Here is a 14881-nt window from a genome sequence, read left to right as displayed (position 1 = left end):
AGCCTGCCGGAGAGTCCCGCGCGGGCGGGGACGGGGAGGTCGTCCGCGCCCGCGCGGTCACTGCCGCTGTCAGGCGGAAGTGGTGTGCTCGTCGGCGGCGGAGAGGGCGATGTCGAGGGCGGCCAGGCCCTCCTTCGCCTCGGCCTCGGTGACGTTGCAGGGCGGGACGACGTGCGTGCGGTTCATGTTGATGAAGGGCCACAGGCCGTTCTTCTTGCAGGCGGCGCCGAAGGCCGCCATGGGGGCGTTGGCCTCGCCCGTCGCGTTGTACGGGACGAGCGGCTCGCGGGTCTCGCGGTCCTTGACCAGGTCGAGGGCCCAGAACATGCCCGTACCGCGGATCTCGCCGATGCTCGGGTGGCGCTCAGCCAGCTCGCGCAGGCCGGGGGCGACGACCGTCTCGCCGACGTGCGCGGCGTTCTCGACGACGCGCTCCTCCTCCATGACCTGAATGGTGGCGACGGCGGCGGCGCACGCCAGCGGGTGGCCGGAATACGTGAGCCCGCCCGGGTAGGGGCGCTTCTCGAAGGTCTCGGCGATCGCGCCGGAGATGGCCACGCCGCCCAGCGGAACGTAACCGGAGTTCACGCCCTTCGCGAAGGTCATCAGGTCCGGTACGACGTCGAAGTGCTCGGAGGCGAACCACTTGCCGGTACGGCCGAAGCCCGCCATGACCTCGTCGAGGACGAAGACGATGCCGTACCGGTCGCAGATCTCGCGTACGCCGGCCAGGTAGCCGGGCGGCGGCGTCATGATGCCCGCCGTGCCCGGGATCGTCTCCAGCACGATCGCGGCGATCGCGGCCGGACCCTCGAAGGCGATGGTGTCCTCGAGGTGCTGGAGCGCGCGGGCGCACTCCTCGGCCTCGGTCTCGGCGTAGAAGGCCGAGCGGTACAGGAAGGGCGCCCAGAAGTGGACGGTGCCCGACGTGCCGTTGTCGGAGGCCCAGCGGCGCGGGTCGCCGGTCAGGTTGATCGCGGTCGTGGTGCCGCCGTGGTACGAGCGGTACGCGGCCAGGACCTTGTGGCGGCCCGTGTGCAGACGGGCCATGCGGACGGCGTTCTCGATGGCCTCGGCGCCGCCGTTGGTGAAGAAGATCTTGTCGAGGTCGCCGGGGGTGCGCTCGGCTATGAGGCGTGCGGCCTCGGAGCGCGGCTCGACGGCGAAGGCGGGCGCGAAGGTGGAGAGCTTCGCGGCCTGTTCCTGGATCGCCGCGACGACCTTCGGGTGCTGGTAGCCGATGTTGGTGAAGACGAGGCCGCTGGTGAAGTCGAGGTAGCGGTTGCCTTCGTAGTCCCAGAAGTACGAACCCTCGGCGCCGGCGACGGCGAGCGGATCGATCAGGCCCTGGGCGGACCAGGAGTGGAACACGTGCGCGCGGTCTGCGGCCTTCACGGCCGCGCCGGCCTGGGGGTCGACATGAGGGGTCATGGGCCCAGGGTAGAGACGCGCTGGTGGGGCCCGACATGGCCACCTTGTATGGCCTGCGCCACTTTGGTGGGCAGGGTGTCGATGGATCGGCACTCCACCCCCAATCATTGACAACAAACTGTCATTACGACAGCATATTGTCATCAAGCTTCGAGCAGCAGAGTTCCGGAGCTTCGGCCCGAGGAGACGTCATGGCAGGCAAGACCGTGCACCTCGCTGTTTACGACACCTTCGCCGACTGGGAGACGGGCCACACCACCGCCCACCTCACCCAGAACGGCTACACCGTGAAGACCGTCGCCGCGACCGGCGACCCCGTGACGACCATGGGCGGCGTACGCATCCAGCCGGACCTCACGCTCGACGACCTCGGCCCCGAGGACAGCGCGCTGCTGATCCTCACCGGCGCGAGCCTGTGGGACACGTCCGACGACCTCGCGCCCTTCGCCCGCAAGGCGCGCGCGTTCCTCGACGCGGGTGTGCCGGTGGCCGCGATCTGCGGCGCCACGGCCGGTCTGGCACGCGAGGGCGTGCTCGACGACCGCGCGCACACCAGCGCCGTCTCCTTCTACCTGGCCGCCACCGGCTACAAAGGCGGCGACCACTACCGCGACGAGGACGCGGTGACGGACGACGACGGTCTCCTGATCACCGCCGGCCCGACCGAGCCCGTCGCGTTCGCCCGCGAGGTCTTCGCCCGGCTCGGCGTGTACGAGGGCGAGAAGCTCGACGCGTGGTACCGCCTGTTCCACGACTCGGACGCGTCCGCCTTCGAGGTGCTGGAGTCGTGAGCGGCACCCGGGAGCAGGAGCGGCTGAGCCGCACGGCGCTCGGCACCTTCCGCCTCAACGGCCAGTTCCTCGCGATCTCCGAGGAACTGGCCCGCCCGGCCGGTCTGACCGCCGCCTGGTGGCAGGTCATCGGCGCCGTACTGCGCGATCCGCTGCCCGTCGCCGGCATCGCCCGCACCATGGGCATCACCCGCCAGAGCGTGCAGCGCATCGCGGACCTGCTCGTGGCGAAGGGGCTCGCGGAGTACGCCCCCAACCCCGCCCACCGCAGGGCCAAGCTGCTGCGCCCGACGGAGGCGGGCCGGGAGGCCGTACGGAAGATCGCACCAGGCCACGCGGCGCTGGCCGCGCGGCTCGGGGCCGAACTGGGCGAGGAGGGGTTCGCCGAGACGGTACGCGTGCTGGAACGGCTCTCCAAGGCGCTGGAGGCAGTGGGGGAACCGATCCCGGAACCATAGGGCGCTCGGGGCCCGTCGTTGACGTACCGGCGCACTATCCTCGGGCCACTGGGGGACGTCCCGGGGGAGGGGTGGCGCTGCCATGGAGAAACTGGGACCGAACGACCCGCAACAGATCGGTGCCTACCGGCTGCTGGCGCGACTCGGCGCGGGCGGGATGGGGCAGGTCTACCTGGCCCGCTCGGGCCGTGGCCGTACGGTCGCCGTCAAGCTGGTACGCCAGGAGCTCGCCGAACAGGAGGAGTTCCGCGCCCGCTTCCGTCAGGAGGTGGCGGCGGCCAGACGCGTCGGGGGGCAGTGGACCGCTCCGGTTCTCGACGCCGACACGGAAGCGGTGGTCCCGTGGGTGGCCACGGGGTACGTCGCGGGCCCCGACCTCCACACCGTCGTCTCCGGGGGCAGCCACGGCCCGCTGCCGGAGCGCTCCGTCCACATCCTGGCGACGGGTCTGGCCCACGCACTGCGGGACATCCACGCGGCGGGCCTCATCCACCGCGACCTGAAGCCGTCCAACATCCTGATCACCATCGACGGCCCGCGCGTCATCGACTTCGGCATCGCGCGCGCCCTGGAGACGGTCACGGAGGCGGCCGGCCTGACCAGAACGGGCGCCCTGGTCGGCTCCCCCGGCTTCATGGCCCCCGAACAGGTCCGCGGCGAGCGGATCGGCCCGGCGTGCGACATCTTCTGCCTCGGCTCGGTCCTGGCGTACGCCGCGACGGGCCGCCTCCCGTTCGGCACGGCCGACAGCGGGGTCCACGCGATGATGTACCGCATAGCGACCGAGCCCCCGACGCTGGACGGAATCCCGGAGGGCCTCCAGGACCTGATCCGTTCCTGTCTGCACAAGGACCCCGGGGCGCGCCCCTCCCTCGACCGGGTACTGGAGCAGACGCGCGGCGGCGACGGCGGCGACCCCTGGCTCCCGGCGGCCCTGGTGGCCCAGCTGGGCCGGCACGCGATAGAGCTCCTGGACACCGAGGACCCGGCCGATTCCGGGCCGTCCGCGGCACCGGGCACCCCCGGCCACGCTGCCGGGAGGGGCGGCGCTCCGGCGCTTCCCGCGGGGCGCGGAACGCAGCCACCCCGAGCCGATCACCCTGCCGGAGGTTCGGCGCCCGAGGAGACGCCCCGGCGCGGCACCGCCCCCGCGGGCCCGGCCCCCGGCGCCGCCCTGCACGCGACGCCGACGGTCGTCGCGCCGCAAGGGCACGTCCCCCGGCAGCCGCCGCCCCCCGGTACGCTCCCCCCGCTGCCCGCCGGCTACACGCTGCCGCAGCAGCACACCCCGCCGGGCCAGTACGGCTACCCGTCACCCCAGTACGTCTACCAGCCGCCGCCGGCCGAGCCGCCGCCCCGCAGTGCGCGTTCGACCGCCGCGCTGATCGCGGTGGCGCTGGTCGTGGCGCTGGGTGCGGGCGGCTCCGTGTACGCCTTCATGAACGCGGGCGACAAGTCCCACTCGGACACGGCCCGCACGGGCGACGACTCCCCCGCGCAGCACACCCCGGACCAGCAGCAGCCCCCCGCCTCCACCACGGCCCCCACCAAGCCCACCCCGAAGAGCTCGGCGATACCCGCCGAGTACGTGGGCACCTGGACCGGCGGCCTGGACAGCGCGGCGGGCCACAGCACCAGGCGCCTGGTCATCCAGCAGGGTCGGGTCGGCGACACCGTCCTGTCCCTGACCGCGGACGGCCCGTCGCAGGGCGGCGGCACGTACCACTGCGTCTTCCAGGCAGAGTTGTCCGCCGTCCCGGACGGCACGGGCTCCCCCCTCCGCATCGGCCCGTCCCGGGTCACCGTGGGCGAGCCGATGAGCTCCTGCTCCCCCGGCGCCGCGACCGAGGTGACCCTGCTCCCCGACGGCCGCCTGCGCAGGGTGAACCCCGCGAACGGCGAGTCCCTCACGTACGAAAGAGCGAACTGACGCCACGCACGCCCCGGAACACGCCAAGGGGCCCCGGCGAAAGGAAAACCCGCCGGGGCCCCGAGCCGTACCGCGTTCCGCGGCCCGCATGCCTAGATGAACGAGTTGATCTCGATCGTCTCGGTGCGGCCGGGACCGACACCGATCGCCGAGATCGGCGCGCCCGACATCTCCTCCAGAGCCTTCACGTACGCCTTGGCGTTCTTGGGAAGGTCGTCGAAGGTCTTGGCCTTGCTGATGTCCTCGGACCAGCCGGGGAGGTTCTCGTACACCGGCTTCGCGTGGTGGAAGTCGGTCTGGCTGTACGGGAGCTCCTCGACGCGCTTTCCGTCGATCTCGTACGCCACGCACACCGGGATCTGCTCCCAGCCGGTCAGCACGTCCAGCTTCGTGAGGAAGAAGTCCGTCAGACCGTTGACCCGCGTCGCGTACCGCGCGATCGGAGCGTCGAACCAGCCGCAGCGCCGGTCGCGGCCGGTGGTGACGCCGCGCTCGCCGCCGATGCGGCGCAGCGCCTCGCCGTCCTCGTCGAACAGCTCGGTCGGGAACGGACCAGCGCCGACGCGGGTGGTGTACGCCTTGAGGATGCCGATGACTCGGCTGATCTTCGTCGGGCCCACGCCGGTACCCGTGCAGGCACCGCCGGCGGTCGGGTTCGACGAGGTCACGAAGGGGTACGTGCCGTGATCGACGTCGAGCAGCGTGCCCTGGCCGCCCTCGAACAGGACGACCTTGTCCTCGTCGAGCGCGTTGTTCAGGATCAGCGTCGTGTCGGCGACGTACTGCTTGATGTTCTCGCCGTGCGTCAGCAGCTCTTCGACGATCTGGCCGGCCTCGATCGCGCGGCGGTTGTACAGCTTCGTGAGCAGCTGGTTCTTGATCTCCAGAGCCGCCTCGACCTTTTGGGTCAGGATCGACTCGTCGTAGAGGTCCTGCACGCGGATGCCGGTGCGGTTGATCTTGTCCGCGTACGTCGGGCCGATACCGCGGCCCGTGGTGCCGATCTTGCGCTTGCCGAGGAAGCGTTCCGTCACCTTGTCGACCGTGACGTTGTACGTCGTGATGACGTGGGCGTTGCCGCTGATCAGGAGCTTGGACGTGTCGACGCCTCGCTCGTTCAGACCGCTCAGCTCGGAGAGCAGGACCGACGGGTCGATGACGACGCCGTTACCGATGACCGGCGTGCACTCTGGCGTGAGGATTCCGGAAGGGAGAAGATGCAGCGCGTACTTCTGGTCGCCGACGACAACCGTGTGGCCGGCGTTGTTGCCGCCCTGATAACGCACTACATAGTCAACGGATCCACCGAGCAGGTCGGTGGCCTTTCCCTTGCCTTCGTCACCCCACTGAGCACCGAGCAGCACAAGTGCGGGCACAGGCGTACACCCCTTCCGGGCGGGGCATGTCCAAGGTCAGGGGGCGTACGCACGGCGTACACCCGATACTGAGCCGTCGGACCGGTTGCCCCGGAATAGACGAAGCCCCTGGCGCAATAGCGCAAGGGGCTCTTGCACAAAGATGCTACCCGAGGAAGGACCGAGGTGTCGGCTCCAGAGCCCGCCGCGAACACCGCGCATCCGCTGCTGGTGGTCATCGACCCGGTCGCCCGGCGTACGGACGGCGAGTCCGTACGTATCGCCAAGGACGTCCTGTGCGCCGGCGCCAACGTCAGAATCTGCCTCCCCGAGGGGCCGGAAGAGTTCGCGCGGGCCCTGGCCCGCCGGGGCAGTCGCCGCCCCGTGGTCGTCGGCGACGACCGGGCGCTGCTGCGCGCGGTGGCCCTGCTGCACCGGGAGAGGGAGCTCGGCGCGGGGGCGCTCTCGCTGATCCCGGTAGGTGCCTCCGTGGACATCGCGCAGGCTCTCGGCGTGCCGATAGGGGCGGTGGCCGCGGCCCGCGCGGTCCTGGACGGCGCCGTGCGGCGGCTGGACCTGCTGGTGGACGACAGCGACGGGGTGGTGCTGGGCGACCTGCGGATTCCGGCCGCCCCGTCGCCCGCGGCCGCCGCCGCGTCCGTCTGGGGGACGTGCCGTTCGCTGGTGCGCACGCTGGTGCGGCCCGCGCCGCAGTCCGCGCCGCCGTCACCGGTGCGCACGTACAAGCTGCGCGTCGAGGCGGACGGAGTCCTGCTCAACGACCTCGACCGGCCGGTGGAGGACGTGTCGGTGTGCTCGCGCGCCGGACGCGCCGAGGTGGTGATCCGCCCGCAGGGCGGTGAGCAGGTACGGGTGGAGGCGCTCGCCGTGACGGTGTCGGGACCGGACTTCCGGTACCGGGCGGACACGCTGGTGGCGGGACCGGTCCGCCGGCGTACGTGGACGGTGCGCCCGGGAGCGTGGTCGCTGACGCTGCCGGCGTGAGGCCGGCCGGGGGCCCCTGGCGCCGGACCGGCCGGGGTGCTGCCTCGAGGAGTGGGGCTGGGCCGGTCAGAACTCCACGCGGAGTTCGCGCAGTCCCCGGATCACATACCCCGGCTTCCACTCGGGGGCGTCCACCAGCCGCATCTCCGGTCCCCGGAGCAGCAACTCGCCGAAAGACGCCGCCAGTTCCAGGCGGGCCAGCGGTGCTCCCAGGCAGTAGTGGATGCCCGCCCCCAGCGAGACGTGCGGGTTGTCGGACCGGGTCAGGTCCAGCTCCTCGGGGCGGTCGAAAGCCGCCGGGTCCCGGTTCGCCGAACCGAACAGCAGCGCCACCTCCGATCCGCGCCGGATCACCGTCCCGCCGACCTCGATGTCGTCCAGCACCCACCGCTCGAAGAGCTGCAGCGGGGTGTCGTAGCGCAGCAACTCCTCGACGGCGGAAGGGACAAGCCCATGGTCCGCGCGCAACGCAGCCAGCTGCTCCGGGTGGCGCAGCAGCGTCCACCAGCCGTTGGCCGTCGTGTTCACCGTCGCCTCGTGCCCCGCGTTCAGCAGCAGCACGCAGGTGGAGATCATCTCCTGCTCACTCAGCCGGTCGCCGCCCTCGTCGTGCGCGGCGATCAGGCCCGAGATCAGGTCCTGGCCGGGACTCTCGCGACGTACGGCGATCAACTCCCGCAGGTACGCCGAGAATTCGGCCGACGCCCGGACCGCGCGCCGCGCCGTCTCCTCCGGCGGGTTCAGCTCGTACATCCCGCAGATGTCCGCCGACCAGGGGCGCAGCAGCCCGCGGTCCGCTGCCGGGATGCCGAGCATCTCCGCGATGACGGCGACCGGCAGCGGCTCCGCGACCGCCGACAGCAGGTCCCCGCCGCCGGCGTCGACGAACGCCCCGACCAGTTCCGCCGCCAGCCGCCGCACGGTGGGCGCGAGCTGTTCGACCGTACGGGGCGTGAACGCCCTGGAGACCAGCCGCCGGATGCGGGTGTGGTCCGGGGCCTCGAGGTCCAGCATGCCGCTGTCGTTGAGGACGTGGAACGGCTCGTGGCCGGGAGGCGGCGGTGTACGGCCGAACTCCTCGTGCGTGAAGCGATGAAGGTACGTACGGCCGAGGCGGCGGTCGCGCAGCAGCGCGGAGACGTCGGCATGGTGAGGGATCAGCCACTGCCGCGTCGGCTCGTACCAATGGGCGCGGCCACGGGCGCGCAGCTCGGCGTAGGCGGGGTACGGGTCGGCGACGAAGGTGGGCGACCAGGGATCGAACGTCTCTGCCATGGTCAGACGCTAGCGGACGTGCCTCTCTACCCCGGAGTCACCAGCCGCGCCTCGTAGGCGAAGACCGCCGCCTGTGTCCGGTCCCGCAGGCCCAGCTTCACCAGGACCCGGCTCACGTGCGTCTTGATCGTGGACTCGGCCACCACCAGGTGCGCGGCGATCTCCGCGTTCGACAGCCCCTGGGCGATCAGCACCAGCACCTCCGTCTCGCGCTCCGTCAGGTCGCCGACCTGGGCCAGCGCGGGCGGGCGCGGGGCCTCCGAGAGCTTCGAGAACTCCGAGATCAGGCGTTTGGTGACCGCCGGGGCCAGCAGCGCCTCGCCGGCCGCCACCACCCGTACCCCGTCGGCCAGTTGCCGCGCCGAGGCGTCCTTGAGGAGGAAGCCCGACGCGCCGGCCCGCAGCGCCTGATAGACGTACTCGTCCAGGTCGAACGTCGTCAGGACCAGCACCTTCGCGTCCGCGTCGGCGGCGACGATCTCGCGGGTCGCGTCGATTCCGTTCAGCTCCGGCATGCGGATGTCCATCAGTACGACGTCCGGCCGCAGCGCCGCGACCTGCGCGATCGCCTCGCGCCCGTTCACCGCCTCGCCGACGACCTCGATGTCCGGCATCGCGTTCAGGAGGACCGAGAAGCCCTCTCTGACCATGATCTGGTCGTCGACGATCAGTACGCGGATGGTCATGAGGCCGACTCCGGCGTCGCCACGGGCGCGGCCGGTGCCACCGGGATGAACGCCGCCACCTCGTAGCCGCCGCCCTCCACCGCCTCCGCCGTCATCTCTCCGTTCAGCATCGACACCCGCTCCCGCATCCCCGTGATTCCGTGCCCGGCCCCGGGCGACGGCTTGACCAGGCCCTGTGGCGCGGTGTTCACGATCCGCAGGCCGAGGCCCCCGAGCACGTACGAGACCTCCACTTTCGCCGTCGAACCCGGCGCGTGGCGCAGTGTGTTGCTCAGTGCCTCCTGGATGATCCGGTACGCCGAGAGCTCCACGCCCTGGGGGAGTTCGCGTACGGAGCCGGTCACCGTGCTGTCCACCGTCAGGCCCGCGTCCCTGACGTTCGCGATCAGCCCGTCCAGGTCCGCCAGGGTCGGCTGCGGGGCGTCCGGTGCCGCGTAGTCCTCCGCCCGTACGACGCCCAGGACGCGCCGCAGCTCGGTCAGCGCCGCCACCGCGTTCTCGCGGATCGTCACGAAGGCCTGCTCCAGCTCGGGCGGCGGGTTCTCGACCCGGTACGGGGCCGCCTCCGCCTGGATCGCGACCACCGACATGTGGTGCGCGACGACGTCGTGCAGCTCGCGGGCGATCGTCGTCCGCTCCTCCAGCAACGTGCGCCGGTCGCGCTCGACGGCGGTGACCGTCCGCTGGACGGTGACCTCGCGCTGCGCCTCGCGGCGGACGCTCACCAGCGCGGTGGTGAGCAGCGCGAACGCGGAGAAGAAGAGCATCTGCGGGCTGTCCGTGCCGTAGCCGCGCCCCAGGAAGGTCTCGGCGAAGACGCAGTACGCCGCCGTGCACGCCCACATCCAGGCGGCGGTGCGCGGCCGGGTCCGGGCCGCGACGACCACCATCACGCCGATGTGCGCCACGAAGGAGGAAGGCGTCCACGGCCAGCCGTCCCAGGAGTGACCGAGGACGCCCACAACGGGTGTGGACAGCAGCGAGACCCACCAGGCCCCGGCCGGCCTGACCAGCGTCATCACCAGGGCCGCGGCCGGTATGAAGCCGGCCAGGGCGGCGCTGAGGCTGCCCCCGCCGCTGTCGGCGACGACGGCGGAGAGCATCATCACGAACATGGCCAGCCCCACGACCACGGTGTGCGGGGTCCAGGCGGCGTACTTCCGCAGCCGCTCCGGCAGCCGCCGGGTGAGCGCCCCGTCCGTGCGCATCGGCGGCAGCGGCCGGTACGCGAAGGCGTCGTGGAAGAGGTCCTGGCGCAGGCCGCTGAGCGCGCCCATGGCCAGGTGGAACTCGGGACTGCGGGTCTTCTCGGTCACGTACAAGAAGGTAGGCGAGGGGACGGCCGCGGTCGTCAGCCACGATGGGGATCCTCCCGCGTCCGTCCCAGGTACTACGCGCCCCTCCTCAGGCCCGCGCCCGGAACGCGTCCGCGTGCTCCGCCGCCCACGCGGCGAAGGTGCGCGCCGGGCTGCCCGTGACCCGCTCCACGGTGTCCACCACGGTCCGGCCCACCTCCGGGGTGTTCCCGTACACGTCCAGCAGGAAGCCGATGGTCCCCTGGTCCATCCCCGACCGCTGCCACCGCTCGGTCGCCTGCGCCGCGGTCAGCTCGGTCAGGCCGATCTCGCGGCCGCGCGCCGCCGCGAGGATCCGCACCTTGTCGCGGACGGTCAGCGCCTCGGGGCCGGTGAGCGTGTACGTACGGCCCGCATGCCCGTCCTCGGTGAGCGCGACCGCCGCGACCGCGCCGATGTCCGCCTCGTGGACCATCGCGCTGAGACGGTCGACGAACGGCTCCGCCACCGTGTCCCCGGTACGGACCCCGTCCGCCCACTCCAGCGCGTTCGCCATGAACTCGACCGGCATCACCAGCGTCCAGTCGACGCCCCCCGCCTCCACCGCGTCCTGGACGCCGCTCGGGCCGCCCCCGTTGAGGACCGTGATGCGCCGCACGCCGGCCTTCGCCGCCAGTGCGACGATCTCGGGACCGGTGGTCAGCGGCGCGAAGTACTCGCCCCCGAATGTGATCAGGTGCAGGCCGGTGACGCCTTCGAGCGCGGGGATCAGCGTCGTCGGGTCGGTCAGGTCACCGCGTACGGTCTCGACACCGGCCGGGAGGCCCGCCTTCGCCGGGTCCCGGGTCAGCGCCCTCACCCGCTCGCCCCTGCGGACCAGCTCGGCCACCACCCGGCGGCCCACGGTCCCTGTCGCTCCGGTCACGAGAATCGTCATTACGGGCTCCTCCGGTCGGCTTGTTCCACCACCGTAGGAACCCTTGCGGACAGGTTCTGTCCGCGACGGAGACTCAGTACGCGAGCTGCTCGATCTCCTCCGCGACGACCGCGCAGGCGTCCGCCGCCGGGTCGATCAGCGGGAAGTGCCCGACGTCTTCCAGCAGCGTCAGCCAGACCGGCTCGCCCGCCTTCGCCGCCGCTTCGGTGTAGGCCTCCGCGACCGCTTGCGGTACGACGATGTCGGTGCGGCCCTGCACGACGACGGTGGCGATACCGGTCGGCAGCAGCGCCGACGGATCGGCGTACGGTCGGCGCTCGTCGAAGTGCTCCTTGCCGCCGAGCAGCTGGGCGGTCGCGCCGTCGCACACCCCCAGTTCCTCCGCGACGGCGAACTCCGCGATCGGTGCCAGCGCGACGACACCGCGCAGCGCGGGCGCCTTCGGCAGGTGCCACGGCGCATCGGGGGTCAGTACGTGGCGGGCGGCCGCCCACAGCGCGAGGTGGCCGCCGGCGGAGTGGCCCGTGAGGACGATGCGCCGCACGTCGGCGCAGGGCAGGGCCTCCCGTACGAGACCGGGCAGGAGGTCCATCGCCGCGGCCACGTCGTCGAACGTCTCCGGCCAGCGCCCCGCGACCGGCTCCGCTCCGCGCTGCCGGGGGAGTTCGCCGCCCCGGCGGTACTCGACGCTGGCGACGGCGAAGCCACGGCGGGCCAGGAAGTCCGCGAACGGCGAGATGTGCTGCCGGTCGTACCGGGCCCGCCAGGCGCCGCCGTGCAGCACGACGACCAGCGGGGCCCGGTCCCGGCCGTCGCGCGGCGCGTAGAAGTCGATCACCTGGTCGGGGTGTTCGCCGTACGCCGCGGTGGCGTCGGGGGCGACGGCCGGGTGAGAGAAGGCCGACTCCGCCTCGACAGCGTCCCGTTCGGCTGAGGGGTCCGGCATACGGGGACCAACCCTTCGGTACGTACCGCCATTTGATCTAGCTGTCGGGACGCTACCAGCCCCCGGGCACGCGACTCCGCCAGGTCCCGCGCCGGGGACCTGGCGGAGGGCCCGCTCAGGTCCCGGTGGGTACCGGTCGGGTCCCGGCCAGGACTTCACCCAGCACACGCGCCGCCCGCTCCGCGTCCGCGAAGCCGACGTACAGCGGGGTGAAGCCGAAACGCAGCACGTCGGGGCGGCGGAAGTCGCCCACCACACCGCGTGCGATCAGCTCCCGCATGACGTCGCCCGCTCCGCCGTCCTCGCACCGCAGCGAGACCTGGCTGCCGCGTTCCCCGTGCGCGGCCGGAGTCACTGAGGTGACCCGCCCCGGGGGCACGTACGCGTCCACACATTCCAGGAAGAAGTCCGTCAGGGCGAGCGACTTCTCGCGTACGTCCTCGACGGCGACGCCCTCCCACACGTCGAGCGCGGCCTCCAGCGCCAGCATCGACAGGATGTCGGGGGTGCCGACCCTGCCGCGCACCGCGCCGTCCGCCGGGGCGTAGCCGGGCGTCATCCCGAACGGGTCGGTGTGCGAGTTCCAGCCCGGCAGCGGGGAGTCGAAGGCGGCCTGGTGGCGCTCGGCGACGTACAGGTAGGCGGGCGAACCGGGTCCGCCGTTCAGGTACTTGTACGTACAGCCGACGGCGAAGTCCACGCCGTGCGTGTCGAGCCCGACCGGCAGCGCGCCCGCGCTGTGGCACAGGTCCCAGACGGCCAGAGCACCGGCCTCGTGCGCGGCGGCGGTGAGTCCGGGCAGGTCGTGGAGGCGCCCGGTGCGGTAGTCGACGTGGTTGACGAGGACCGCGGCGGTGCGCGGCCCGAGGGCGGCCGGCAGGTCGGCCGGGGCGAGGGGGACGATGCGGCGGCCCGTCATGCGGGCCGCGGACTCGGCGATGTAACCGTCCGTGGGGAAGGTCGAGGCATCGACGAGGATCTCGTCCCGGGACTCCGGCGCCAGCCGCGCGGCGCCCACCACTGCCTTGAACACGTTGACACTGGTCGAGTCGCCCACCACGACCTGACCGGCGGCCGCGCCGACGAGCGGCGCGATCCGGTCACCGATCCGCTCGGGGGCGGTCCACCAGCCGCTCTCGTCCCAGGAGCGGATGCGCAGCTCGCCCCACTGGCGGGTGATGACGTCGGCCATCCGCTCCGGGACGTGGCGGGGCAGTGCGCCGAGCGAGTTGCCGTCCAGGTAGACGGTGTACGTGCCGCTGCCGGCGTCGTCGAGCGCGAACAGCTCGCGGCGCTTGGCGAGCGGGTCCGCGGAGTCGAGGACGGCGGCCCGCCGCTGAAGATCGTTCAGGGCATCAGACATGGCTGCGCGCCGTCCACAGCTCGGGGAAGACGTTCTTGCCGGCCCGCTTCTCCAGCCAGGCCACACCGGCGGAGCCGCCGGTGCCGACCTTGGAGCCCATGGCGCGCCGGGTGGCGACGAGGTGGTCGTTGCGCCAGCGCCACACCAGCTCGCCGACGTCGGTCAGCAGCTCACCGAGGCGCACCAGGTCGGAGTTCTGGTCGCCCTGGTACAGCTCCGTCCAGACCGCCTCGACCTCGGCGGAGGGCTCGTACTTCTGCGACAGGTCACGGTCCAGTACGGAGGCGGGCACCGGCAGGCCGCGCCGTGCGAGCAGCCGCAGCGTCTCGTCGTACAGGCTCGGCTCGTGCAGTGCCTTCTCCAGCTCGGCGTGCACGCGCGGGGCGCCGCGGTGCGGGACGAGCATCGAGGCGGACTTGTCGCCGAGCAGGAACTCCATCCGCCGGTACATCGCGGACTGGAATCCGGAGCCCTCGCCGAGTGCGCTGCGGTACGAGTTGAACTGGGCGGGGGTGAGGTGGGCGAGCGGTCGCCAGGAGGCGTTGAGGGCCTCCAGCTCGCGCAGGGAGCGCTTGAGCGCGTCCGTGGCGACCGGCAGGTTGTCCTCGCCGAGCGCCTTCGCCGCGGTTTCCCACTCGTGGACGATGACGGTGAACCACAGCTCCATGACCTGGGTCGTCACCAGGAAGACCATCTCTCCGGGATCGTCGGAGAGGGTGTGCTGGAGATGGGTGAGCACGTCCGCCTGGACGTAGTCCTCGTAGGGAGTGGTGCCCGCGAAATCCAGGTTCGGGGTGTCCGAACCTGTACCCGGGGCATCGGGGTATTGCGACATTTCTGTCTCCTCGACACGAACTTCCAGGTAGCGGTCCGCCCCTTCCTTGTGGCTACGGAGCCCCGGTCCCTTCCCGGCATCATAAGAGGTGGCCGCGGAACGCGGGAGGCCCGTGCCTCCCGGCACGGGCCTCCGCTGCTGCCGCCCCGCTCAGCCGAGGGTGTCGGCCGCCGCCGGGGACGAGTCCCGCAGGAAGGTCGAGCAGCGCTCGTACTCCTCCTGCTCACCGATCGACTGCGCGGCGCGGGCGAGCGCGTGCAGCGCGCGCAGGAAGCCGCGGTTCGGCTCGTGCTCCCACGGCACGGGGCCGTGGCCCTTCCAGCCGGCGCGGCGCAGCGCGTCGAGACCCCGGTGGTAGCCGGTGCGGGCGTACGCGTAGGACTCGATCACCCGGCCGTTCTCGAACGCCTCGTCGGCGAGCTGGGCCCAGGCGAGCGAGGAAACGGGGTACTTCGCGGCGACGTCGGTCGGCGCCGCGCCGTTCGCGAGCAGCTCGCGCGGCTCCGGGTCGTCGGGCAGGTGGGTCGGGGGCGGTCCCCCGAGCAGGTCTTTGTGAATGGCCATGAGCCCAGTC

At 72.1% G+C, this 14881-nt stretch carries 14 protein-coding genes; 4 read left to right on the top strand and 10 right to left on the bottom strand.

All coding sequences use genetic code 11. The features are described from left to right. Nucleotides 1-69: 69 nt before the first annotated feature. Nucleotides 70-1431 carry an aminotransferase class III-fold pyridoxal phosphate-dependent enzyme gene (locus tag ACWIHY_RS21390; protein ID WP_454377249.1) on the bottom strand — a complete coding sequence of 454 codons (1362 nt, stop codon included), beginning with the start codon at nt 1429-1431 and terminating at the stop codon, nt 70-72. 191 nt (nt 1432-1622) lie between these two features. On the opposite strand from ACWIHY_RS21390, the gene ACWIHY_RS21385 reads away from it, so the two are divergent. From ACWIHY_RS21385 to ACWIHY_RS21375, 3 genes are all read left to right on the top strand, one after another. Further along, nucleotides 1623-2222, top strand: coding sequence for a DJ-1/PfpI family protein (locus tag ACWIHY_RS21385; RefSeq protein WP_454377248.1), 600 nt, complete (start codon nt 1623-1625; stop codon nt 2220-2222). Further along, nucleotides 2219-2680 carry a MarR family winged helix-turn-helix transcriptional regulator gene (locus tag ACWIHY_RS21380; RefSeq protein WP_454377247.1) on the top strand — a complete coding sequence of 154 codons (462 nt, stop codon included), beginning with the start codon at nt 2219-2221 and terminating at the stop codon, nt 2678-2680. The genes ACWIHY_RS21385 and ACWIHY_RS21380 overlap by 4 nt, the downstream gene beginning before the upstream one ends. Before the next feature lie 82 nt (nt 2681-2762). Beyond that, entirely contained in the window at nt 2763-4610 is a 1848-nt protein-coding gene (locus ACWIHY_RS21375; protein WP_454377246.1) for a protein kinase domain-containing protein, read from the top strand. A 92-nt stretch (nt 4611-4702) separates the two neighbouring features. Here the strand turns inward: ACWIHY_RS21375 and ACWIHY_RS21370 are convergent, their stop codons facing one another. Next, nucleotides 4703-5986: an adenylosuccinate synthase gene (locus ACWIHY_RS21370; protein WP_454377245.1), complete on the bottom strand. Its 1284-nt coding sequence runs from the start codon at nt 5984-5986 to the stop codon at nt 4703-4705. Nucleotides 5987-6151: 165 nt separating this feature from the next. Here ACWIHY_RS21370 and ACWIHY_RS21365 point away from each other — a divergent pair, with 165 nt between their 5' ends. Next, nucleotides 6152-6970 (top strand): diacylglycerol kinase, encoded by an 819-nt coding sequence (locus ACWIHY_RS21365; protein ID WP_454377244.1) that lies wholly within the window; start codon nt 6152-6154, stop codon nt 6968-6970. 66 nt (nt 6971-7036) lie between these two features. On the opposite strand, the gene ACWIHY_RS21360 is transcribed toward ACWIHY_RS21365, so the two are convergent. From ACWIHY_RS21360 to ACWIHY_RS21325, 8 genes are all read right to left on the bottom strand, one after another. Further along, entirely contained in the window at nt 7037-8245 is a 1209-nt protein-coding gene (locus ACWIHY_RS21360) for a cytochrome P450 (protein ID WP_454377243.1), read from the bottom strand. Nucleotides 8246-8271: 26 nt separating this feature from the next. After that, entirely contained in the window at nt 8272-8931 is a 660-nt protein-coding gene (locus ACWIHY_RS21355) for a response regulator (RefSeq protein WP_454377242.1), read from the bottom strand. Next, nucleotides 8928-10247 carry a sensor histidine kinase gene (locus tag ACWIHY_RS21350; RefSeq protein WP_454377241.1) on the bottom strand — a complete coding sequence of 440 codons (1320 nt, stop codon included), beginning with the start codon at nt 10245-10247 and terminating at the stop codon, nt 8928-8930. Before ACWIHY_RS21350 ends, ACWIHY_RS21355 begins: the two co-directional genes overlap by 4 nt. A gap of 88 nt (nt 10248-10335) precedes the next feature. Then, nucleotides 10336-11163 carry an SDR family oxidoreductase gene (locus ACWIHY_RS21345; protein ID WP_454377240.1) on the bottom strand — a complete coding sequence of 276 codons (828 nt, stop codon included), beginning with the start codon at nt 11161-11163 and terminating at the stop codon, nt 10336-10338. 73 nt (nt 11164-11236) lie between these two features. Beyond that, nucleotides 11237-12109, bottom strand: a complete 873-nt coding sequence (locus ACWIHY_RS21340; protein WP_454377239.1) for an alpha/beta hydrolase — start codon at nt 12107-12109, stop codon at nt 11237-11239. Between the two features lie 115 nt (nt 12110-12224). Further along, nucleotides 12225-13472: a kynureninase gene (gene kynU / locus ACWIHY_RS21335; protein WP_454377238.1), complete on the bottom strand. Its 1248-nt coding sequence runs from the start codon at nt 13470-13472 to the stop codon at nt 12225-12227. After that, the gene (locus ACWIHY_RS21330) at nt 13465-14307 is read right to left on the bottom strand and encodes a tryptophan 2,3-dioxygenase family protein (protein ID WP_454377237.1); all 843 of its coding nucleotides are present in this window, start codon (nt 14305-14307) and stop codon (nt 13465-13467) included. Before ACWIHY_RS21330 ends, kynU begins: the two co-directional genes overlap by 8 nt. A gap of 150 nt (nt 14308-14457) precedes the next feature. Then, nucleotides 14458-14871: a DUF3151 domain-containing protein gene (locus tag ACWIHY_RS21325; RefSeq protein WP_454377236.1), complete on the bottom strand. Its 414-nt coding sequence runs from the start codon at nt 14869-14871 to the stop codon at nt 14458-14460. Between the last annotated feature and the right edge of the window lie 10 nt (nt 14872-14881).

Source organism: Streptomyces sp. NPDC055287 (assembly GCF_053646035.1).
The sequence above is the reverse complement of the archived record's forward strand: the minus strand, read 5'-3'. Positions and strand labels throughout refer to the sequence as shown.